This is a genomic window from Acidovorax sp. CF316 (assembly GCF_000276605.1).
Classification (GTDB): domain Bacteria; phylum Pseudomonadota; class Gammaproteobacteria; order Burkholderiales; family Burkholderiaceae_C; genus Acidovorax.
The window spans coordinates 1-22,324 of sequence record NZ_AKJX01000259.1 but is presented as its reverse complement, the minus strand read 5'-3'; the positions used below and the strand labels follow the sequence as shown (position 1 = coordinate 22,324).

15 protein-coding genes are annotated in these 22,324 nt (G+C 67.6%); 9 read left to right on the top strand and 6 right to left on the bottom strand.

The window, feature by feature from the left end; translation table 11 throughout:
• Positions 1-36: 36 nt before the first annotated feature.
• The 4 genes from PMI14_RS28980 to PMI14_RS28965 form a co-directional block, all read right to left on the bottom strand.
• Positions 37-1,740, bottom strand: coding sequence for an MFS transporter (locus PMI14_RS28980; protein WP_007860366.1), 1,704 nt, complete (start codon positions 1,738-1,740; stop codon positions 37-39).
• An 89-nt stretch (positions 1,741-1,829) separates the two neighbouring features.
• Complete coding sequence (locus PMI14_RS28975) at positions 1,830-3,305, bottom strand: DUF3999 domain-containing protein (protein ID WP_007860365.1); 1,476 nt, start codon at positions 3,303-3,305, stop codon at positions 1,830-1,832.
• A complete protein-coding gene (locus tag PMI14_RS28970) occupies positions 3,302-6,220 on the bottom strand; it encodes a DUF2339 domain-containing protein (RefSeq protein WP_007860364.1) in 2,919 nt (972 codons plus the stop codon). The genes PMI14_RS28975 and PMI14_RS28970 overlap by 4 nt, the downstream gene beginning before the upstream one ends.
• Positions 6,221-6,583: 363 nt before the next feature.
• A complete protein-coding gene (locus PMI14_RS28965) occupies positions 6,584-7,066 on the bottom strand; it encodes an Lrp/AsnC family transcriptional regulator (RefSeq protein ID WP_007860363.1) in 483 nt (160 codons plus the stop codon).
• A 190-nt stretch (positions 7,067-7,256) separates the two neighbouring features.
• Here PMI14_RS28965 and PMI14_RS28960 point away from each other — a divergent pair, with 190 nt between their 5' ends.
• The 5 genes from PMI14_RS28960 to PMI14_RS28940 all read left to right on the top strand — a co-directional run bounded on the left by PMI14_RS28960 (position 7,257) and on the right by PMI14_RS28940 (position 16,786).
• Positions 7,257-10,832, top strand: coding sequence for an indolepyruvate ferredoxin oxidoreductase family protein (locus tag PMI14_RS28960; RefSeq protein ID WP_007860362.1), 3,576 nt, complete (start codon positions 7,257-7,259; stop codon positions 10,830-10,832).
• A 267-nt stretch (positions 10,833-11,099) separates the two neighbouring features.
• A complete protein-coding gene (gene yajC, locus PMI14_RS28955) occupies positions 11,100-11,435 on the top strand; it encodes a preprotein translocase subunit YajC (protein ID WP_035206274.1) in 336 nt (111 codons plus the stop codon).
• A gap of 84 nt (positions 11,436-11,519) precedes the next feature.
• Positions 11,520-13,403: a protein translocase subunit SecD gene (gene secD / locus PMI14_RS28950; RefSeq protein WP_007860360.1), complete on the top strand. Its 1,884-nt coding sequence runs from the start codon at positions 11,520-11,522 to the stop codon at positions 13,401-13,403.
• A 12-nt stretch (positions 13,404-13,415) separates the two neighbouring features.
• Positions 13,416-14,369 carry a protein translocase subunit SecF gene (gene secF, locus PMI14_RS28945; protein ID WP_007860359.1) on the top strand — a complete coding sequence of 318 codons (954 nt, stop codon included), beginning with the start codon at positions 13,416-13,418 and terminating at the stop codon, positions 14,367-14,369.
• A gap of 17 nt (positions 14,370-14,386) precedes the next feature.
• Positions 14,387-16,786, top strand: coding sequence for a DUF1631 family protein (locus tag PMI14_RS28940; RefSeq protein ID WP_007860358.1), 2,400 nt, complete (start codon positions 14,387-14,389; stop codon positions 16,784-16,786).
• A gap of 45 nt (positions 16,787-16,831) precedes the next feature.
• Here the strand turns inward: PMI14_RS28940 and dprA are convergent, their stop codons facing one another.
• Positions 16,832-18,001, bottom strand: coding sequence for a DNA-processing protein DprA (gene dprA, locus PMI14_RS28935; RefSeq protein WP_035206273.1), 1,170 nt, complete (start codon positions 17,999-18,001; stop codon positions 16,832-16,834).
• Positions 18,002-18,095: 94 nt separating this feature from the next.
• Entirely contained in the window at positions 18,096-19,325 is a 1,230-nt protein-coding gene (locus PMI14_RS28930; protein WP_007860355.1) for a LysM peptidoglycan-binding domain-containing protein, read from the bottom strand.
• A gap of 200 nt (positions 19,326-19,525) precedes the next feature.
• Here PMI14_RS28930 and def point away from each other — a divergent pair, with 200 nt between their 5' ends.
• From def to PMI14_RS28910, 4 genes are all read left to right on the top strand, one after another.
• Positions 19,526-20,032 carry a peptide deformylase gene (gene def / locus PMI14_RS28925; protein WP_007860353.1) on the top strand — a complete coding sequence of 169 codons (507 nt, stop codon included), beginning with the start codon at positions 19,526-19,528 and terminating at the stop codon, positions 20,030-20,032.
• Positions 20,033-20,208: 176 nt separating this feature from the next.
• A complete protein-coding gene (locus tag PMI14_RS28920) occupies positions 20,209-20,697 on the top strand; it encodes a hypothetical protein (RefSeq protein WP_238541924.1) in 489 nt (162 codons plus the stop codon).
• A gap of 23 nt (positions 20,698-20,720) precedes the next feature.
• Positions 20,721-21,710: a methionyl-tRNA formyltransferase gene (fmt, locus tag PMI14_RS28915; RefSeq protein WP_007860349.1), complete on the top strand. Its 990-nt coding sequence runs from the start codon at positions 20,721-20,723 to the stop codon at positions 21,708-21,710.
• The coding region (locus PMI14_RS28910; protein WP_007860347.1) for an AzlC family ABC transporter permease at positions 21,707-22,324 on the top strand (618 nt) is incomplete at its 3' end. The genes fmt and PMI14_RS28910, both read left to right, overlap by 4 nt.

The following is a 22,324-nucleotide window of genomic DNA, read 5'->3' as shown; positions in this document are numbered from 1 at the left end:
GGCTTAGGGCGCACCGGTTTCTACCAGTAGCCGGGCTCAGCGCTCCACCACGAAGCGCGAGACCACGGGGGGGGCGTCGCCGAGGTGGAAGGCCAGCTTGCGTTCGCGCAGGGCCACGTCGGAGGCGGTGACACGGTCGAAGCGGCGCAGGTGCTCGGTCCAGGACTCGTCCTCGATCTGCTCCACATAGCGTGCCGGGTCGGCGATGTCGTGCTGCAGCTGCCACGAGAGAGCGCCCTGGCGCAGGCGGCTGCGGCGGCTTTCCTGCATGAGCGCGCGGAAGTCGGTGGCGCGCGCGGGGTCGATGACGTACTCGATGGTGACCACCACATGCCCGCGTTCGGGCGGGGTGGGCGCGACGGGGGCCTTGAAGGCCTGGGACGGGCTCAGGTCTTCCTCGATGCTGCGGTCGGCCACCAGGCGCTGCACGACCACCATGGCAATGGTGCCCGTGACGGCGGCCAGCGCGAGGCTGGTGTGCACGCTGGTGAGCGTGGCCACCTGGCCCCACACCGCAGCGCCCAGGGCGGTGGAGCCCATGATGGCCATCTGGTAGATGGACATGCCGCGCGCGCGCACCCAGTTGGGCAGCGCCAGCTGGGCCGACACGCTGAGCGAGTTGGCCGTGGTGATCCAGGCCATGCCGCCCACGACCATCGCGGGCACGGCTACGTAGACATTGGGCGCCACGGCCATCACGCCGGTGGCGGCCGCCTGCAGCAGGGTGCCGCGCAGCACCAGCACATCGCGCGGCATGGCCTGGCGCAGGCGCGGCAGGAACATCGCCGCCACGATGGCGCCCGCCCCCATGGACGCCAGCAGCAGCGTGAAGGTGCCCGCGCCGCCGCCCTCCAGGCCCTTGGCCAGCAGCGGCAGCATGGCCAGCAGCGCCGTGGCGTGCAGGAAGAAGATGGAGATGCGCCAGAGCACGGCGCGCATGCGCGGCGACTGGCGCACGAACTGCAGGCCCACGCGCATGGCGCTGGGCAGCCGCTCGCGGCCCAGGGGGCTGGGCACGTGGTCGCGCTTCCAGCGCATGATCACCAGGCCCGAGCCCACCGACAGCACGGCGTTGAGCACGAAGACCCAGGCACTGCCGGCGCTGGCGATGATGGCGCCGGCCAGCAGCGGCCCGATGATGCGCGAGGCGTTCATGGCCACGCCGTTGAGCGCCAGGGCGGCGGGCAGGTGGGCGCGGCTGACCAGCTCGGGCACGATGGCGGAAAACACCGGCCAGCGCATGGCCAGCCCGATGCCGTTGGCAAAGGTCAGCGCCAGCAGCAGCGGCGCCGTCATGCCGCCGGCCAGCACCGTCGCGCACAGCACCAGCGCGACGGCGGCCACCCAGAACTGCGTGGCCATGAAGTAGCGGCGCCGGTCCAGGATGTCGGCCAGCGCGCCGCTGGGCAGGCCCAGCAGGAACACCGGCAGGGTGGAGGCCGACTGCACCAGCGCCACCAGGATGGGCGAGGTGGTGAGCGAGGTCATCAGCCAGGCGGCCGCCACGTCGTTCATCCACATGCAGGTATTGGCCGCCACCCAGGTCAGCCAGAGCATGCGGAACACCGGCGCCGAGAGCGGTGCCAGGGTGGACAGCGAGGCCCGCTGCTCGGAGGTCGGGCCGGGCTGGGCGGCCGTGGCTTCTTCCGTGGTTCCCTGCGCGGCTTCAGCCCTCGCGCTGGTGGGGGCGGATTCGGGCGCGACGCTGCGCGTGCTTTCGTGGGACGGCAATGGTGGCATGTCTGCACATTGTGCGACGGTTGGAGTGGCCGTGGCCGGTCAGCGCCAAATAGCCGACTGCAGGCCTGTCCCTTCCCCCCAGTACACCTTCACACCGCATCGGTGGGCTCAGCCGGTGCGTGGTTGCCCGCCCGCCTGGTCTGCCGCAGCAGCAGCCAAGCCATGAGCGCCAGCGCTCCCACGCCCGCCAGCAGCACGCCCCACAGCACGGCACTGCGCGTGGAGATGCCGCCGCTGGCGGCCGCAGCAGGCACCCGCGCGCTGTCTTCGGGCTTGCCACCGGTGATGTCGGCCCGGGCCACATCGGCCAGCGCCATGGGCAACTGGTTCTCCTGAGCGGGCTGGTAGCCCGGCACCAGGCTGGCCAGGGGCAGGAAGGCACTGGCCGCCGCGCTGGCGCCGGGCAGCCCAGCCGCCAGTGTGAAGGGCCCTTGCCCGCTGGCCAGGAACACCAGCTGCGCGGGCTCGAATTGCAGCGCCATCTCGGGCGCGGCGGCAAAGCCGGGGGTCTTGGGGTCGGCTTCGATCTTGATCTCGCGCAGCGAGGCGCCGCCCAGCTCGATGGGGCCGCTGACCTGCTCCTTGCCTTCCATGGTCATCGTGTAGACCACCGCGCTCGCCAGCGGCGACCAGGGCTGCTCGCGGTGGTTGCGGCCCAGCACGCGCACAGGGATCAGCACATTGTTGCCAGGCGGCTTGATCTGGAGCGCGGCGATTGGCGTAGCAAACGGCAGCGCAAACACCAGCTCGCGTGGGTTGTTGCCCAGTGGCGGCACCGCCATGCTGGCGTTGACGCGCTCGCGCGGGCTCGTTTTGGTCGAGGTAGCCAGCTTGACGCCGCGCAAGGTCACGGCAGCGTCGCCCCAGGTCACGCGCAGGTAGTGGTCCTTGAGGTCGGCGCGCTGCAGGTCGATCTGCTCGCTGCCCAGGCGGCCTGGTGCCGTGGGTGCCATCGCAGCGTCGGCACGGTACAGCACGGTCTCGGCCAGTGGATGCCAGTGCTTGAGGTCCTTGCTGGCCTGCACCTGGAACGTCACGGGTTGGCCTGCTGGCAGATCCGCGTCCAGGGCCATGCGGGCCACGGGCAGTTGCACATCGCGCGCGTCGAGCAACGCGCCCCGCACGGTTTGTGTGGCTGCAGGACCTGCAGTGCCGGCACTGTCGATCTGCACCACGCGCTGGCCCTGGCGCTCCTCGATGCGCAGCGACAGGCCTTCGAGCCCTGCCGTCCCCGCGCTGGCAGCGCCCAGGATGGGATAAGCGGGCAAGGTCACCGACTCCTCGGGGGCGCTGGCCGCCGCCACACCGGCCAGTGCCATGGGCACGGGCTGGCCCGTGCCGTTGAAAAGGCGCAGGTCGGCGTAGCCCGGGCTTTGCAGGCGCACCAGCACCTCGGCGGGCAGCAGCATGCGCTGCAGCGGCGCATCGGCCGCAAGCGTCACGGGAATGCGAATGGCGTAGGCCGCAGGCTTGCTGGCATCGGTCACCGCGTGGGCCGCACCGGCACACAGGGACAGGGCGGCAGCGGCCAGCGCCAGGGGCAGGTTCAGAGCGACAGGCTTCATGGGAGTGCTTCTTGTTGCGATGGCGCCAGCGGTGGAGCAGCAGGCTCCGCGCGGGCAGCCGCCTTGGGCGGCAACGGCGCGAAGTAGCCCACCACCAGCATGAGCACACCCACGGCGATGAAGGCAATGATGCGTTCGGCACCGCCGGCATTGGACAAATCGATCAGCAGCAGCTTGACCACCACCCCGCCCAGCAGGCCCGCGCCCACCAGCCACAGCGGCCGCTGCACGCGCCGGTGCGCCAGCACCATCATGCTGAGCGCCAGCAGCGTCCACAGGATGGCGTAGCCGGTCTGCACCACGAAGCTGTCGAACAGCGCAGACGCATCCCAGCGCACGCCGAAGAAGTGGTGGGCCACACGCAACCACACGGTGTTGATCACGATGAACGCCAGCAGCGCCAACGCCAGCAGCGCATGGCGCCCGGTGACCCAGCCCGAGCGGGCCGGGAGCGGTAGCGCCGAAAGCAGTACCCGCCGCCAGAACACCAGGCCGCCCAACGCGAGCGCGAGCGTCAGGTCGGTGGGGTTGAGCAGTGGAATGTAGGGCAGCGGCGCGGTGTGGCCTGACGAATGCACTGCCGCCAACAGCGCGCCCCAGAACACCATCACCGCCAGGGGCAGGGCCGCCAGCCAGTAGTAGGCCTCGGCATGCGGGTTGAGCGGCCAAGGCAGCGCTGCACGCGCTGCCAGCCGGTTGCCACGACCCGCCCACAGCGCCAGCAGCATCAACACCGCAATGGCGCTGACCAGCAGGACCACACCGGCCCAAGAGGTACGCCACAGCTCAGCCTTGCCGATGCCGGACCACAGGCAGTCGGCCAGCAGCAAAGTCACCAGCCACGCTGTGGCGGCATGGAACCAGCCAACGAGCGGGGTGGGAGCACCCGGCTTGCCATCCACATCGGCCGCCACCTGCAGGCGGTCCGTCTGCCGCAGCATCCACACATGCAGCGCCAGCACGACGGGCCACACGGCCCAGGCGGGGGTGGCGAGCACGCGGTAGCCGTCGGCCACCTGCACGACCAACCCCAGCGCCAGCACGGCAATGGTGCCGCGCGCCGGCCAGGTAGCCACTGCCCAGCGCGTGCGAAGGCCCAGCACCATTGACAGCGCGGCGCTGAGCACGACGGCCAGCATGGCCAGCAGTCCGGTCACCTGTTCGGAGAACACCGACGTGGGCCACTGGCCCGCTTCCAGGCCGGGCACACGCCGCGTGATTTCCATGAGCCAGGCCAGGCACCAGAACACAAAGCCGTAGAGATAGGCCGGGTTGGACAGCCGCGCCTCAACACCCGCATAACCCCGGGCCCAGGCTGAGCCGCTGTGCGGCAGCGGCTGGCGCAACCACCAGGCCAGCAGCAGCGAGGGCAGCGCGATCAGCAACGCGCCCAGGAAGGCAGGGTTGACCAGCGGCAGCGGCGAGATGCTGGAGGTGCTGCCCAGGAAAGCCAGCATGGCCACGACCTGCAGCACAAGCCCGAAGGCGCGCGGCATCCAGCGGGCCTGGCGCATGCCGACCCAGAAAGCGCCTGCGCCTTCGAGCGCCCAGACCGCAGACGTCCATTGAGCGTCCAGCGCCAGCGGCACGGCCAGTGTGGCAAAGCCCACGCCAACGGCAATGAAGCATTCGACGAGCAGGCGCCAGCTGTCCAGCGCGCGGCGCGCCAACACTGTCGCTGTCACCAGGTACAGCGCGGCGAAGGCCATTGCGGAGAAGGCGGCGCCCAGCTCAAAAGGCTGTACCAGCCCGGCCTGCAGACCAAAACCCACCAGCGGCGTGCCGAAGACCAGCATGGTGTCGACGGCATTGCCCAGCTTGGTGGGTGTGTTGCGGGCATAGAGGATGGCAGCACAAAGGTAGATCAGCACAAAGCCCGCAAGGAAGGGCTGCGTGCTGGCGTAGTTCTCGGGCTGGTACTTGAGCGCACCCCATGCCGAGGCGACGCCAAAGGTGGCGACAAAGCCCACCACGTTGAGCATGCGCCAGGAGCGCTTGTGGGCAATGAAGAGAATGGCCAGGTTCAGCAGGGTGTAGTAGCTGAACAGGCCCACATGACTGCCCTGACCCGTGGACAGCAGGATGGGTGCGGCAAAGCCACCGGCAAACGCAGCCACGGCAAGTGCGCGCGAGTCCTGCAGCAGCGCCAGCGCGCAGCTGGCGGCGCAGACCGCGATCATCAGACCGAAGGCATAAAGCGGTGGCAGCAGCCCGTAGAGCCGGAAGGCGGCGAACACGGTGAGGTACATGACCGCCACGCCACCGCCCTGCAGGGCCAGCGCAAAAGCGGGCTTGTCAGCGCGCTTGCGAAAGCCCACCACCAGCAGCGCAATGCCCACCGCCGCGACTGCAGCCAGGCGGAATTCGACCGGCAACAGCCCGGCCGAAGCGGCATACCGCGCAAGGAAGGACAGGCCAATGAACAAAATCACCAGGCCTACCCGCACGATGGTGTTGCCGCCCAGCAGCCAGTTCCTGGCGGCAAGCACGGCCTGCTCCAAGGGGTTGGGTGGGGCGGGCTGGCGAAGTACATCGGGGCCGGGAGGCACCGGAGCCGAGGTGGAGGCCGAGGTCGGGGCGGGCGGCAGGCCTTGCGGCATGAGTTCGCCAGTCCAGAACGGATCGTCCGCGTCCGGGCGTTTGTCCAGGGTCACCGGCGGGGGGGGCGGTGAGGGCGAGGCCACCTGTGCCCGGTCTTCGGCCGTGGGCGCCGCGTGCGCCGCCGCAGCAGAAGACGGGGAGACAGCCTTCGCGGCCTGCGCCTGCAACTCGGTACGAATGGCGGAGCGCACCGCCCAGCGCAACGACAGCCCGGCAAAGAAGCCCAGGATGGCGCCGACGAACGGTCCGAAATCGCCATGGCCGCCAAACCAGGAACCCAGCACCGCGCCCCAAAAAATGCCCCAGATGATCATGCCGCTCGCTCCCTCTTTGGGACTTCCTTCGACAGGCCGCCGGCCTGTACCAAAGAAGCCATCGTATTTCTAGCCCCACCGGCCAACGCGCAACCCCTGAGCATTGCGACAAAGCACCCCGGTCGTGGAGAGGGTGCGCGCGGCAGCTGGGTGGTTCCGCGGTGGTTGTGCTGTGGCGTCGCAGGCTTATACAGCACACCCTGTGGTGAGTCCACGCCCGAACGCCTTGTTACCTTGCCAGGGGTTGGGCATCGGACACCGTCCCAGCCCTGTGCGCAGCGGCGTGTCAGCGCCGATATCCGGCCAAAATAGGCCCTGGCGCATGTCCATAAAACGCAAATTGCTACAAAATAAGTAGCGTCATCATCTCGTCCGGGCCAGGTGCGTGAGCGGCAGAGCCCCGCTGGCCTTGACTTCGCCGAGCGAAAAGCTGGTGTGCATGTCTTTCACGTTCGGCAGGTTGAGCAGCACATTGCGTGCGAACTGCGAAAAGCTCTCCAGGTCACGCGCCACGACCTGCAGCTCGAAGGTGCCGGTGCCGCTGATGTAGTGGCAGGCCACGACCTCGGGGATCTTGGCGATCGCGTCCTCCATCTCGCGCGTGAGGTTGCCGGTGCTGCGGTCGGCGTCGAGCCGCACGAAGGCCAGCACCCCCAGGCCGATCTTGTTGCGGTCGATCTCGGCGCGGTAGCCCTTGATGAAGCCTTCTTCCTCCAGCGCGCGCACGCGGCGCCAGCAGGGCGCGGCCGACAGGCCCACGCGCTGGGCCAGCTCGGCATTGGTCAGCCGGGCATCGGTCTGCAGCTCGTTGAGGATGGCAATGTCGAATTTGTCGAGAGTGTTCACAAAATGGCCATATCAAGAAAGATCCTTTCTCAGAATAGCCCAAACACGGCACACAACGCAAAGACATATCAGCGACGCGGGCATACACTTGTCTCCACACTGGAGGTGCCGCCCTAAACGGGTGACAGCGCCGTGATCCACCGCCCCCACAAGGGGCGCATCCCACAAAAAAGCCAATGGAGACATAGCCATGAATGCCCCACTGCCCGAGCACATCCGCAAGGCCCTCGAGACCGTCACGCTCGACGACAAATACGCTTTGGACAGCGGGCGGGCCTTCATGAGCGGGGTGCAGGCCCTGGTTCGCCTGCCCATGCTGCAGCGCCAGCGCGATGCGATGGAGGGACTGAACACGGCCGGCTTCATCAGCGGCTACCGCGGCTCGCCCCTGGGCACCTACGACCAGTCCCTGTGGGCGGCCAAGAAGCACCTGGCGGCCAACAACATCGTCTTCCAGCCCGGGGTGAACGAGGAGCTCGGCGCCACGGCCGTCTGGGGCACGCAGCAGCTCGACCTGTACCCCCAATCCAAGAAGTTCGACGGCGTCTTCGGCATCTGGTACGGCAAGGGACCGGGCGTGGACCGCTGCTCGGACGTGTTCAAGCACGCCAACATGGCCGGCACCGCCAAGCACGGCGGCGTGATCGCCATTGCGGGCGACGACCACATCAGCAAGAGCAGCACGGCCGCGCACCAGAGCGACCACATCTTCAAGGCCTGCGGCACGCCGGTGTTCTTCCCGAGCAGCGTGCAGGAAATCCTGGACATGGGGCTGCACGCCTTCGCCATGAGCCGCTTCTCGGGCGTGTGGTCGGGCATGAAGACCATCCAGGAGGTGGTCGAGTCCTCGAGCAGCATCTCGGTGGACCCCGATCGCGTGAAGATCGTGATGCCCGAGGACTTCGTGATGCCGCCCGGCGGCCTGCATATCCGCTGGCCCGATGCGCCGCTGGAGCAGGAAGCGCGCCTCATGGACTACAAGTGGTATGCGGCCCTGGCGTACATCCGCGCCAACAGGCTCAACTACAACGTGATCGAAGGCCCGAACGACCGCTTCGGCATCATCGCCAGCGGCAAGGCCTACAACGACACGCGCCAGGCCCTGGTGGATCTGGGCCTGGACGACGACACCTGCCGCCAGCTCGGCATCCGCGTGCACAAGGTCAACGTGGTGTGGCCGCTCGAGGCCACCATCACGCGCGACTTCGCCCAGGGCCTGCAGGAGATCCTGGTGGTCGAGGAAAAGCGCCAGGTCATCGAGTACCAGCTCAAGGAAGAGCTGTACAACTGGCGTTCGGACGTGCGCCCCCATGTGCTGGGCAAGTTCGACGAGCCCGAGGGCGATGCCACGGGCGGCGAATGGTCCATGCCCAACCCCAGCCAGAACTGGCTGCTGCGCGCCAAGGCCGACCTGACGCCGGCCATCATCGCCAAGGCCATCGCCAAGCGCCTGAAAAAGATGGGTGTATCGAGCGACATCATCGCCCGCATGGATGCGCGCATTGCCGTCATCGAGGCGAGCGAGCGCGGCATGGCCGAGCTCAAGGTGGAAACCGGCGAGCGCGCACCCTGGTTCTGCAGCGGTTGCCCGCACAACACCAGCACCCGTGTGCCCGAGGGCTCGCGCGCCGTGGCCGGCATCGGTTGCCACTACATGGCCAACTGGATGCCCGACCGCAACACCTCCACCTTCACGCAGATGGGCGGCGAAGGCGTGACCTGGGTGGGCCAGGCCCCGTTCACCACCGACCAGCATGTGTTCGCCAACCTGGGCGACGGCACCTACTTCCACAGCGGCCTGCTGGCCATCCGCCAGAGCATTGCGGCCGGCACCAGCATCACCTACAAGGTGCTCTACAACGACGCCGTGGCCATGACCGGCGGCCAGCAGGTGGGCGAACGGCCCGAGGGCCACTCGGTGCTGCAGATCATGAACAGCCTCAAGTCCGAGGGCGTGGTCAAGCTCATCATCGTCACCGACGAACCGCAGAAGTACGACGGCGTGGCGCTGGCCGCGGGCGTGACGGTGCACCACCGCGACGAACTCGACACGCTGCAGCGCCAGTTCCGCGAGATCAAGGGCTGCACGGTCATCATCTACGACCAGACCTGCGCCACCGAAAAGCGTCGCCGCAGGAAGCGCGGCACCCTGGCCACGCCCGACAAGACCGTGGTCATCAACGACCTGGTGTGCGAGGGCTGCGGCGACTGCTCGACCAAGTCCAACTGCCTGAGCGTGGAGCCGGTGGAGACGGAATTCGGCCGCAAGCGCCGCATCAACCAGAGCACCTGCAACAAGGACTACTCCTGCGTGAATGGCTTCTGCCCGAGCTTCGTCACGGTGGAAGGCGGCAAGCTCAAGAAGCCCAAGAAGGAAAAGAAGGGCGACCTGGCCAGCCTGCCGGCCATCCCCGAGCCGGTGCTACCCGTGGCCGAAGCGGCCTGGGGCATCGTGGTCGGCGGCGTGGGCGGCACGGGCGTGATCACCATCGGCTCGCTGCTGGGCATGGCAGCGCACCTCGACGGCAAGGGCGTCATCACCCAGGACGCCGGCGGCCTGGCCCAGAAGGGCGGCGCCACCTGGAGCCACATCCAGATCGCCAACCGCCCCGAGGCCATCTACACCACCAAGGTCGACACCGCCAAGGCCGACCTGGTGATCGGCTGCGACTCCATCGTCGCGGCGCACAAGTACACGCTGGCCGTGATGCAGCCGGGCCGCACCTTCGTGGCGCTCAACACGCATGGCACGCCCACGGCAGCCTTCGTGACCAATCCCAACTGGCAGTTCCCGGGCGCCAACTGCGACAGCGCCATCGCGGCGGCCGTGGGGGCCGGTGGCGTGGGCAGCTTCGATGCCGAGCAGGTGGCCACCCAGCTGCTGGGCGACAGCATCTACACCAACCCGCTGATGCTGGGCTATGCCTGGCAAAAGGGCCGCGTGCCGCTGTCGTTCGCTTCGTTGATGCGCGCCATGGAGCTCAATGGCGTGCAGGTGGACAACAACAAGGCAGCCTTCGAATGGGGTCGCCGCTGCGCCCATGAGCTGAAGGCCGTGCAGTCGCTGTTCCAGGCCGCGCAGGTGATCGAGTTCGTCAAGAAGCCGTCCATCACCGAGATGCTGTCCAAGCGCGTCGACTTCCTCACGGGCTACCAGAACGCCGCCTACGCAGCCGAGTACACGGCCTTCGTGGAAAAGGTGCGCGCCGCCGAAGGAAAGCTCGGTACCGGCACCCGCCTGTCGGAAGCCGTGGCCCGCTACCTGTTCAAACTCATGGCCTACAAGGACGAGTACGAGGTGGCGCGCCTGCACACCGACAAGGCCTTCACGGACAAGATCGCGAACATGTTCGAGGGCGACTACAAGCTGGTGCACCATCTGGCCCCGCCCATGACAGCCAAGAAGAACGACCGGGGCGAACTGGTCAAGCAGCCCTTTGGCCCCTGGATGCGCAGCGCCTTCGGCGTGCTGGCCAAGCTCAAGGGCCTGCGCGGCACGGCGTTCGACCTGTTCGGCAAGACCGAGGAGCGCCGCATGGAGCGCGCACTGATCGTGGAATACCGCGCCTGCCTCGACGAGCTGCTGCAGAGCCTCAGCGCCGACAACCTGGCGCTGGCCGTGGAGATTGCGCGCATTCCCGAAGAGATCCGTGGCTATGGCCATGTGAAGGAGCGCCACCTGGCTGCGGCCCGACCCAAGTGGGCTGGCCTGATGGCCCAATGGCGCCAGGGCGGTGCGGTGCAGACGCAGCGCCAGGCCGCTTGAAGTGGGGCGGCCTGGCCGCACCTTGATCGGAGAGCCCGCGCTTGCGCGGGCTTTTTGCTATTGAAAATGTAGCTTTCGAGTCTTTGCAGGCTTGCCTGAGAGGGCATTCTGTGGAGAGCAACAAACACCCGCTGCCACCTTGGGTCATACCCCTTGGGGGCGTGGCGGGGGGCCGCATACAATGTCCTGTTCCGCCCGGTGAGCGCGCAGGCGCTGTCTGCAGGCGGTTTTCAGTGTGTTTTGACCATCCGTTGTGGAGTTTCGTCCGTGTTTATTTCTTCTGCTTTTGCCCAGACCGCTCCCGCCGCCGCTGCGGGCGGTGGTGACATGATGTCCTCGCTCACCGGCATGCTGCCCCTGGTGTTGATGTTCGTGGTGCTGTACTTCGTCATGATCCGCCCCCAGATGAAGAAGCAAAAGGAGCACCGCGCCATGATCGACGCCATCGCCAAGGGCGATGAGGTGGCGACCGCAGGCGGCATCGTCGGCAAGGTCACGCGCCTGTCCGAAGGCTTTCTGCACCTGGAAATCGCGAGCGGCGTCGAAATCCAGCTGCAGCGCAGTGCCGTGGTGCAGGTCCTGCCCAAGGGCTCGGTCAAGTAAGGCCGCAAAGCCCCCTGTATCCGGGGCGCCCCGGCCCGTGCGGGCGGCGCCCCCTGAAGCTTTCCAAGAGGCAAGAGCGCGATCATGAACCGATATCCGGTGTGGAAGTACGCGATCCTGGTGATCGTGCTGCTGGTGGGGACCCTGTATACCCTGCCCAATTTCTTTGGCGAGGCACCTGCTGTGCAGGTGTCTGCCGTCAAGTCTTCCGTGAAGGTGGATGCTGCGCTGCAGCAGCGGGTGGAAGAGGCGCTCAAAGCGGCAGAAGTCCCGACAGCCTCTGTGAGCCTGGAGGGCGCCTCCCTGCGTGCGCGGCTCGAGAAGCAGGAAGACCAGGAAAAGGCCAAGTACACCATCCAGAAGGCCTTGGTGCCCGATGAGTCCGATCCCTCCTATGTGGTCGCGTTGAACCGCATCTCGCTGTCGCCCAAGTGGCTGACCTCCATTCGTGCCATGCCCATGTACCTGGGGCTGGACCTGCGCGGTGGCGTGCACTTCATGCTCCAGGTGGACATGCAGGCGGCCCTGACCAAGAAGGCCGAGTCGTATGCCGGCGACCTGCGCACCGCGCTGCGCGACAAGAACATCCGCCATGGCGGCATCAGCCGCGATGGCCAGGCCGTCGAAGTACGCCTGCGCGATGAAGCTGCGGTCACGGCCGCCCGCAACCTGGTCAGCGACCAGTTCCCCGACCTGGTGACGACGAGCGTGCCCGATGGCAGCGAATTCAAGCTGCGCGCCACCATCAAGCCGGAGGCCACGCGCCGCGTGCAGGAGCAGGCGCTCAAGCAGAACATGGTCACCCTGCACAACCGCATCAACGAGCTGGGCGTGGCCGAGCCGGTGATCCAGCAGCAGGGCCTGGACCGTGTTGTCGTGCAATTGCCTGGGGTGGAGGACACGGCCAAGGCCAAGGACATCCTGGGCCGCACGGCCACCCTGGAAGTGCGCATGGTCGACGAGGGCACCGAAGCCCGCTCGGCCGAGTCGGGCCGCGGCCCGGTGCCATTCGGCTCCGAGCGCTACCCCGAGCGCAACGGCCAGCTCGTGGTGGTCAAGAAGCAGGTCATCCTGACCGGCGAGAACCTGACCGATGCCCAACCCGGCTTCGACGGCCAGACCCAGGAGCCCACCGTGAACCTCACGCTGGACGCCAAGGGCTCGCGCATCTTCCGCGACATCACGCGCGACAACATCGGCAAGCGCATGGCCATCGTGCTTTTCGAAAAGGGCAAGGGCGAAGTGGTCACGGCCCCCGTGATCCGCAGTGAAATCGGTGGCGGCCGGGTGCAGATCTCGGGCCGCATGACCACGGCGGAAGCCAATGACACGGCGCTGCTGCTGCGCGCCGGCTCGCTGGCCGCGCCCATGGAAATCATCGAGGAATACACCATCGGCCCGAGCCTGGGTGCCGACAATATCGAGCGCGGCATCCACAGCGTGGTCTGGGGCCTAGCGGCCATCGCGGCCTTCATGTGCTTCTACTACATGCTGTTCGGCGTGTTCTCCAGCATCGCGCTGGGGGTCAACGTGCTGATGCTGATGGCCGTGCTGTCCATGCTGCAGGCCACGCTCACGCTGCCCGGCATCGCCGCCATGGCGCTGGCCATCGGCGTGGCCATCGACTCCAACGTGCTGATCAATGAGCGCATCCGCGAGGAGCTGCGCGCCGGCCTGTCGCCGCAGGCGGCCATCCATGCGGGCTACGAGCGCGCCTGGGCGACCATCCTGGACTCCAACGTGACCACGCTGATCGCCGGTCTGGCCCTGCTCGCCTTTGGCTCCGGCCCGGTGCGCGGCTTTGCCGTGGTGCACTGCATCGGTATCCTGACCAGCATGTTCTCGGCCGTGTTCTTCTCGCGCGGCCTGGTGAACCTGTGGTACGGGCGCCAGAAGAAGCTCAAGAGCGTGTCGATCGGGCAGATCTGGAAGCCGGACGCCGACACCGCTGTGGCCAAAACGAACTAAAGGACAGCGGCCATGGAATTTTTCCGCATCAAAAAAGACATCCCCTTCATGAAGCACGCGTTGATCTTCAACGCGATCTCCTTCATCACTTTCGCGCTGGCGGTGTTCTTCCTGCTCACACGCGGGCTGCACCTGTCGGTGGAGTTCACGGGCGGCACGGTCATGGAAGTGGCCTACAGCCAGCCGGCCGAGCTCTCCAAGGTGCGTGAGACGGTGTCGGCGCTGGGCTACCCGGACGTGCAGGTGCAGACCTTCGGCTCCGCTCGCGACGTGATGATCCGCCTGCCCGTGCAGAAGGACGTGACTTCGGCCCAGCAGAGCGAGCGGGTGCTCACTGCGCTCAAGTCTGCCGACCCGGAGGTCACGCTGCGCCGCACCGAGTTCGTCGGACCGCAGGTGGGCGAGGAACTGGTGCACGGTGGGCTGATGGCGCTGGCGATGGTGGTGGTGGGCATCATGATCTACCTGGCCTTTCGCTTCGAGTGGAAGTTCGGGGTCGCGGCCATCATCGCCAACCTGCACGATGTGGTGATCATCCTTGGGTTCTTCGCATTCTTCCAGTGGGAGTTCTCGCTGTCGGTGCTGGCGGCCGTGCTGGCCGTGCTGGGGTATTCGGTCAACGAATCGGTCGTGATCTTCGACCGGATCCGCGAGGCCTTCCGCAAGTACCGCAAGATGACGACGCACGAGGTGATCGACCACGCCATCACCAGCACCATGAGCCGGACCATCATCACCCACGCGTCCACCGAGGCGATGGTGCTGTCGATGTTCTTCTTCGGCGGCCCGAGCCTTCATTACTTTGCTCTCGCGCTGACCATTGGTATCCTGTTCGGTATCTACTCGTCGGTGTTCGTGGCCGCGGCGATTGCCATGTGGCTGGGCGTCAAGCGCGAAGACCTGATCAAGACCACTACCAAAAAGGACGGCGATCCCAACGATCCCAACGCCGGGGCCGCCGTCTGAACCGCTAATATTGGCGCATGCAAAACTCCCCTGCCCCCTCACCGCAGCGCCGCCTGGCACGCTTGGCGCGCCAGCGGTTCGTCGAGGGGCTCTGCGCAGGGCTGGCGGAGGTGGACAAGACCGTCGCTGATTTCCTGGGCGTGCTGATCGCGCAGACCGGCACCGCGCGCGAGATGCAGTCCCGCCGCGACACCTGGATGCTCTACCAGCAGCACCATGCCAAGTGGGTATCGGCCACCAGCCAGGCATGGCAGGAGGCCTTGGCGCCCCACACCAGCGCGCGCTCGGGGCTGACCGCAGCGGGCGGCAACAACCTCAGCCTGTCGTTCGAGCTGCTCAGCGACGATGTGGTGGAAAACAAGATCGTCGCCTCGCGCATGGCGTTGACCGTGGCCGAGCAGGCGGGCCAGCACTTCGATGCGCTGCGCCAGCGCACCCAGTCGCTGGAGGGGCAGGAGATAGACAGCAGCGACATCCTGCGCCCCGAAACCATCTGCCTGCTGCTGGTGCAGCAGTGGGTGGAGGCGGGTTTGCCGCGCACCGACCTGCTCACCGTGGTGGATCCCCTGCAGCGGGAACTGGCGAACGTGCTGCAAAAGCAGTACCAGGCCACCAATGCCTTCTATGTGGAGCAGGGTGTGGCAGTGCAGTCCGACCTGCGCTCGCGCGTGCGGCGCACCGGGGGCGGTGGCGGTGGCGGCGCACCGGGCGGTGGCGATTCCGGTCCGGCAGGCCTGGCGTCGCAGGCGCTGGCACAGTCGCGCGAGGCGATTGCGGCAGGTCGCCAGGCGGCGGCCGCGGGCATGTACCCGCAGCAGATGCAGCCCCAGCACATGCAAGGGGGTTATATGCCGCCAGGCCCGGGCTATCCCATGGCCCCCGGCGGCGGCATGGGCATGGGCTTTGCGACCGGCATGACGCCGCTGATCCGCGCGCGCCAGCGCGCACAGGGTGTCATGGGCCAGTTGCGCCGGCTGCTCACCCAGCCGGCCACGGGCTTCGACATGGTCAAGGCGCCGCCGGCCTCTGCGGCCCTGGCCCATGCGCTGTCGGCGCAGCGCGTCCAGGCGGACACCTACTACAGCGGTGTGGCCACGCTCATGGAAGACTACAGCCCGGCTGCCGTGGTGCAGCTGGCCGGTACCGTGCGCGAGCGTTCCACCGAGTTCAAGAACAAGGCCTCCACCGCAGGTGAAAAAGCCATCATCGAGGTGGTGGCCCTGATGTTCCAGAGCATCCTGGCCGAAGACCGCATCCCGCCTGCCGTGCGCGTGTGGTTTGCGCGCCTGCAGGTGCCGGTGCTGCGCGTGGCCCTGGCCGAGCCCGAGTTCTTCAGCAACCTGGACCACCCTGCGCGCCAGTTGATCGACCGCATGGGTGCCTGCGTGATGGGCTTCGATTCCACCAGCATCAATGGCAGCGCCCTGGAGGCCGAGATCCGCCGCGTGGTGCAGGTGATCGAGCAGTACCCGGAGACCGGTCGCCGCGTGTTCCAGCTGGTCTACGACGAGTTCGAGAAGTTCCTGTCCAAGTTCCTCACCGAGAAGCAGGCCACCTCGCGCCTGGTCAGCGTGGCCCAGCAGGTCGAGCAGAAGGAAACCCTGGCGATCCAGTACACGATCGAGATGCGCACCATGCTCAAGGACATGCCGGTGCGTGACGAGATCCGCGAGTTCCTGTTCAAGACCTGGGCCGAGGTGCTGGCCCTGTCGGCCGTGCGCGATGGCGCCCAGCATGCCGACACCATCACCTTGAAGCGCACGGCCGCCGACCTGGTGTGGGCCGCCAGCGCCAAGCCCAACCGCAGCGACCGGGCACAGGTCATCCAGAACCTGCCCGGCTTGCTGCAGCGCCTGCGCCAGGGACTGGCGCTGATGGGCATCCATGACGCCCCGCAGGACGCCCTGATCAAGACGCTCACCGACACGCTGGCCGATGCCTTCCTGTCCAAGACCGCATCGATCCCGCAGGCGCACATCGAGGCCATGGCCAAGCGCCTGGCCAATCTCGAGGATTTCATCAGCGATGCAACGCTGGGCGACATGCCGCTCAATGCCGACAACATCGAGATGATGCTGGGCATCGACGCCTCGTCGATCCACGTCGTGGCCGACAACGGCGCGCCGGTGGACGAGGGCATGGTCGTCTGGGCGCAGGAACTCAAGCCCGGCACCTGGTACACGCTGGACCACAACGGGGCATCGGCCCAGGTGCAGTACGCCTGGCAGAGCCAGCGCAAGCAGCTGCACCTGTTCGCCGCGGTGGATGGCAGCAGCTACCTGATCCAGCTGCGGCGTCTGGCTGCCTACCTGCAGGCCGGCCTGCTGGTGGCGCAGGACGAAGAGGGCATCACCACCCGTGCCACGCGCGACGCGCTGGCCAAGCTCGACGCCAATCCGGAGCGCCTGCTGGGCTGATCTGCAGGCGCGGCAGTAGTGCCTGCGGGGCTCCCCTGGTGCGGGCTACGCTGTTCCCATGCGCTGGAACAGTCCGCCAGGCAAGCGCGCCACGTTTCCCGCCAGTTCGAGTTCCAGCAGTTGCACCTGCAGGCTGGCCGCGTCCATGCCGGTGCGGGCCAGCAGGGCATCCAGGCCCATGGGGTCGAATCCCAGGGCCTGCAACAGGGGGCTGTCCTGCCGCGGATGCCCACGCCCGATGCCTTGCGGACCCGAGGCGCCCGCCGGGGCGGCGGCCGCAGCGGGCAGGCTCAATTCCTCCAGCACGTCCTGGGCGGACTCCACCAGCTTGGCGCCCTGTCGGATGAGTGCGTGGCATCCACGGGACTGGGGCGAGTGGATGGAGCCCGGGATGGCGAACACCTCGCGGCCTTGCTCCGCCGCCAGCCGGGCGGTGATCAGCGAGCCTGAGGCAAGGGCTGCCTCGACCACCAGCGTGCCCTGCGAGAGCCCGGAAATGATGCGGTTGCGCTTGGGGAAATTGGGGGCCAGCGGTGGCGTGCCCAGGGGGTACTCGCTCACCAGCAGTCCCTGCCGGGCGATGCGGTGGGCCAGTGCCCGGTTGGCTGCCGGGTAGACCCGGTCCAGCCCGGTGCCGACCACGGCAATGGTCGCGGGTTGGTCTTCGCCCAGGCCGGCGCTCTCAAGGGCACCCTCATGGGCCGCCGCATCCACCCCCAGCGCCAGGCCCGAGACGATGGTGAGGCCGGCGCCGTGCAAGGACTTGGCGAACTGCCGTGCATGCTCCGCGCCCTGGGCCGTCGGATTGCGGCTGCCCACCACGGCCAGGCAAGGCCGTTCGCCCAGCGGATGCTCGGACGCCAGGCGTGCAGCGGGCCCCATCAGGTACAGCAGCAGCGGGGGATCGTCGGTGTTCAGGAGCGTGCGCGGATAGCCGGCGTCGCCCAGCGTGAGCAGCGTGCGGGCTGCAGTTTCGGGTTCGGGCGCATCCTGCAGCCATTCCCAGGTGGTTTCCACCAGGTCCGCCAGGGTGGGAGGGATGGCGCGCAAGGCCTTGGCCTGGGCCGGGGTCACGCACTCCAGCAAGGCTGCTTCCGATTGCCCGAAGATGGCCTGCGGCAGGCCGAAGCGGGCCAGCAGAAGCCGCGCGGCGGCATTGCCTACGCCGCGCGACAGCGTCAGCCTGAGCCAGGCCTGCAATTCGTCGTGGTCCATGAGGGGCATGGCGTGGCCCGCCGGCTTCACAAGCCTGGCGCATTCCCCTGCAGGCCGGGCCGGGGGCCGATTGCAGGGGGGATGCGCTGGCGCTTCACTCCTGTGGGCTGACCAGCCGGTCGCCCACGCGCACGCCAGTGCGGATTTCCAGGATCAGCGCGTAGGAGACCCGGTCGAAGGTCCGGAACACCATGGCCAGGCCATTGCTCTCGCTGGGCAGCTTGATCATGGGGAGCTTGGGATCGGTCTTGTCCTTGATCACGTCGCCCTTGGTCATCAGGCGCATCACATGGCCGGCCTCGATGCCATTGCGGGTGCCCAGGTTGATGGCCACCACCTGGTTCTGGCCGGCCGAGCCTGCCGAGGCACCGGAGGCAGAGCTGCCGTAGATGGAGACCACGCGGGCTTCGGTGCCATCGCGGGGCGCACGGGGCACATAGCTGATGAACTCGCGCGCAGGGGCCGGCAGCAGCCGGTCGCCGGCACGGATTTCTTCCTTGGCGCCGGTCAGGTCCACCGTGGCGGGGACATAGTCGGTCTGGATGCCGCCCTTGCCGTTGGAGGACTTCTCGAAGCTCTCGCCACGCACCAGTTCGGCCTTGCCCAGGTACTGGGCTTCGTAGCCCAGTACCTCGCCCGTCTGGGGATCCTTGAGGGCCACGGCGTCGCGGAACACGCGGAACTGGCGCGGCTCGCCCGGCTCCATCGTCAGGGGCGTGGCGGCATCTCCGCGCACGTAGGCCCGGTCACCGCTGGCCATCAGCACGCGCTCTTCCTGGGTGGCGATCACGCGCGGTGCGCGTTGGAGCACGTTCGCGTCCACCACCACCGGCTCCACCAGGAACGGTTCGATCAGGTGCGGCTTGAGGGTCGGCAGCGCCGTGCTGGACAGGCTGTCGCTGCGCGTGCTGGGCGAAACGCGCACGGTGCCGGACGAGGCGGAGCCGCTGCCCGGAGCAGTAGTGCGCAGACGGGCATAGCCGCCTTCCTTGTCCAGGTACAGCGTCTGACCCGGGTAGATCAGGTGCGGGTTGGGCAGGGCCTGCATGTTCATGCCCCACAGTTCGGGCCAGCGCCAGGCGCTTTTCAGGTACAGGCCGGAGATGCCCCACAGCGTGTCGCCACGCTTGACCACGTACAAATCGGGTGCGTTGGGTGCCAGGTCGGCCACGGGAACGCCGCGCTGCGACACTTCCTGCGCTGTGGCGCGCTGCTGGCCGGAAATGGGGTGATTTTGCGCCTGGGCCGGTGCGACGAGCAAAGCGCCTGCGGCCACGGTCAGGGCGCCCAGGGCGGTTAGCCGCGCGCTGGTGAATGCCGTCATGTGGATCCTTTTTTGATGCATTGTGAAACGCCCCCTCACTGGCGTCCGAACTGTGTTGCACATGCAAGCAGCCGGACGAATACGTTACAAACCTTCTTAGATTCTCTGCTCAAGCCCTTGATTCGGCAACGATTATTGGGTTGAGTATCTGCAGCTTTGGGCAAAAGTGGCGAAAATAGCGACATCTATTACCCGATTCCATGGCAATTCTCCCCATTCTCTGTTATCCAGACCCCCGGCTTCACAAGGTCGCCCGGCCCGTTGAGGCCGTGGATGCACGCCTGAAGACCCTGGTGTCCGACATGCTGGCCACCATGTACGACGCCAACGGCATCGGCCTGGCCGCCACCCAGGTCGACGTGCATGAGCGCCTGATCGTGATCGACGTCTCCGAAGGGCGCAACGAGCCCATGGTGCTGATCAACCCCGAAATCGTCTGGGCCAGCGCCGAAAAGCACGTCAACGACGAGGGCTGCCTCTCGGTGCCCGGCATCTACGACGGGGTCGAGCGCCACGACGCCGTGCATGTGAAGGCGCTCGATGCCGAGGGCCAGTCGCGCACCGTCGAGGCCGAGGGCCTGCTGGCGGTCTGCATCCAGCACGAGATGGACCACTTGCTGGGCAAGGTCTTCGTCGAATACCTGTCCCCTCTGAAGCGCAACCGCATCAAGACCAAGATGGTCAAGCAGCAGCGGGAGAACCGCTGATGGGCCCAGGAGCGTGCGCGGCAGAAGGAACATCGGCTGCAACGCCCGATAGACCGGTCTCGCTGGGCACCACCTCCGGCGCCCAGGCGTCTACCCTGGGCTTGTCGGTACTACCCCGCGGTCCCCGGTTTTCGAGCGCTTCGCTTCGATGCCTTCTGCCGCGCACGGTCCTGGTGGTGCCCCGCGTGCTGCGCGGTGCCGCAGCGCTGGCACTGGTGGCGGGCCTGGCGGCCTGTGCCGTGCCCTTGAGCGAGCCGCTGGGCACCCCGCGCGCCCAGGTACTGGCGCGGCAGGGACAGCCCACCGCCGTCCACTCCCTGCCGCAGGGCGAGCGGTTGCTCTATTCGCAGTTGCCTGCCGGCACCGAGGTGTACAACCTCGACTTTGACACCAGCGGCAGGCTGGTGCGCGCCGAGCAGGTCCTGACCCAGACCCGGCTCGAGAGCATTCCCCTGGACCAGTGGACGCAGACCGACCTGCAGCGCACCTTCGGCCCGCCGCTGCGGGTGGAGCGGGTGGCCCGCTGGGACGGTGACATCTGGACCTACCGCTTCAAGCAGGGCTCCGACCCGCGCTTTGCCCACGTGCACCTCGATCCTGCCGGCGTGGTCCGCCGCATCGGCTTCACCGACGACATCCCCAATACCGACAAAGGACGAGACTGATCGTCTGTGTTGCAGAAACCCCCATGAACGTCATTTTTGCCGGTACGCCCGAGTTCGCCCGCGTGGCCCTCGAGCGCTTGTTGAAGGCCGGCTTCACCGTCCCCCTGGTCCTCACCCAGCCTGACCGTCCTGCCGGCCGGGGCATGAAGCTGCAGGCCTCCCCCGTCAAGCAGTGCGCCCTGGACCACGGTATTGCCGTGGTGCAGCCCAGGAGCCTGCGCCTGGATGGCAAGTACCCCGAGGATGCGGCCGCGGCGCGCGAAGCCCTGCTGGCCGCCCGGGCCGACGCCATGGTGGTGGCCGCCTATGGCCTGATCCTGCCCCAGTGGGTGCTGGACCTACCGCGCCTGGGCTGCCTGAACATCCACGCCAGCCTGCTGCCGCGCTGGCGCGGCGCGGCACCCATCCACCGCGCCATCGAGGCCGGGGATGCCGAGACCGGCGTCACTATCATGCAGATGGATGCGGGCCTGGACACGGGCGACATGCTGCTCACCGAACGCACCGCCATCACCACGAGCGACACCACCGCCACCCTGCACGACCGGTTGGCCGACCTGGGTGGCCGCATGGTCGTGGAGGCCCTGGAGCTGGCGGCCTGCGGCGGCCTGGCGCCCGTGGTGCAGCCGGCCGAGGGCGTGACCTACGCGCACAAGATCGAAAAGGCCGAGAGCGCCATCGACTGGTCGCAGCCTGCCCAGGCCATCGGCCAGCGCATCCGCGCCTTCGATCCCTTTCCCGGCGCCAGCACCCGCCTGGGTGAGGAGACCATCAAGCTGTGGGCTGGCTTGCCCGAGGCGGGGGATGCCCCTGCCGGGGCCGTGCCCGGGCAGGTCCTGGTTGCCGATGGCGCGGGCGTCACCGTGGCCTGCGGTACGGGGAGGCTGCGCCTGACCACCCTGCAGCGTGCCGGTGGCAAGCGCCTGGCCGCGGCGGATTTCCTGCGCGGCTTTGACGAGCTGCAACCCGGTGCGGTGCTGGGGGTGGCGCTCGGCGCTGGCGGTGCGCCATGAGCACCCTGGCGCAGAAAGTCTCGCGCACCGTCCGCGATCCGCATTTCCGCCTGGCCGCCGTGGACATGGCCGGCACCTCCCTGGGCATTGCGGCCTGGGGTCTGGTCACGGGCGTGGCCATGGTCAAGAGCGGCATGTCCGTGTCGCTGGCCCTGCTGATGTCGCTCGTGGTCTATGCGGGCAGCGCCCAACTGGCCGTGATTCCGCTGCTCACCGTGGGGGCGCCGCTGTGGGTGATCTGGCTCACGGCCTCGTGCGTGAACCTGCGTTTCGTCATCTTCAGCAGCATGTGGCGCAGCTACTTTGCCCACAGGCCCCTGCGCGAGCGCCTGGCCATTGGCTACTTCAGTGGTGACGTGATCTACGTGGCCTTCATGAAACGCTTCCCGGAGCCCCAGTCCCAGCCCGAACAGATGCCTTATTTCTGGGGCGCGGCCGCCACCAACTGGGTCGCCTGGCAGGTGCCCTCCATTGCCGGCATCCTGCTGGCCAATGCGGTGCCGCTGTCCTGGGGCCTGGGCTTTGCGGGCGTGCTGGCCCTGCTGGGCGTGCTGCTGTCGCTGTTGTTCGACCGCGCCACCTGGCTGGCCACGGGCGTGGCGGCCACGGCCGCC

Coding starts and splice junctions, on each gene's coding strand:
- PMI14_RS28980 (WP_007860366.1), bottom strand. CDS start 1,740: ATGCCACCATTGCCGTCCCACGAAAGCACGCGCAGCGTCGCGCCCGAA.
- PMI14_RS28975 (WP_007860365.1), bottom strand. CDS start 3,305: ATGAAGCCTGTCGCTCTGAACCTGCCCCTGGCGCTGGCCGCTGCCGCC.
- PMI14_RS28970 (WP_007860364.1), bottom strand. CDS start 6,220: ATGATCATCTGGGGCATTTTTTGGGGCGCGGTGCTGGGTTCCTGGTTT.
- PMI14_RS28960 (WP_007860362.1), top strand. CDS start 7,257: ATGAATGCCCCACTGCCCGAGCACATCCGCAAGGCCCTCGAGACCGTC.
- secD (WP_007860360.1), top strand. CDS start 11,520: ATGAACCGATATCCGGTGTGGAAGTACGCGATCCTGGTGATCGTGCTG.
- secF (WP_007860359.1), top strand. CDS start 13,416: ATGGAATTTTTCCGCATCAAAAAAGACATCCCCTTCATGAAGCACGCG.
- PMI14_RS28940 (WP_007860358.1), top strand. CDS start 14,387: ATGCAAAACTCCCCTGCCCCCTCACCGCAGCGCCGCCTGGCACGCTTG.
- dprA (WP_035206273.1), bottom strand. CDS start 18,001: ATGGACCACGACGAATTGCAGGCCTGGCTCAGGCTGACGCTGTCGCGC.
- PMI14_RS28930 (WP_007860355.1), bottom strand. CDS start 19,325: ATGACGGCATTCACCAGCGCGCGGCTAACCGCCCTGGGCGCCCTGACC.
- def (WP_007860353.1), top strand. CDS start 19,526: ATGGCAATTCTCCCCATTCTCTGTTATCCAGACCCCCGGCTTCACAAG.
- fmt (WP_007860349.1), top strand. CDS start 20,721: ATGAACGTCATTTTTGCCGGTACGCCCGAGTTCGCCCGCGTGGCCCTC.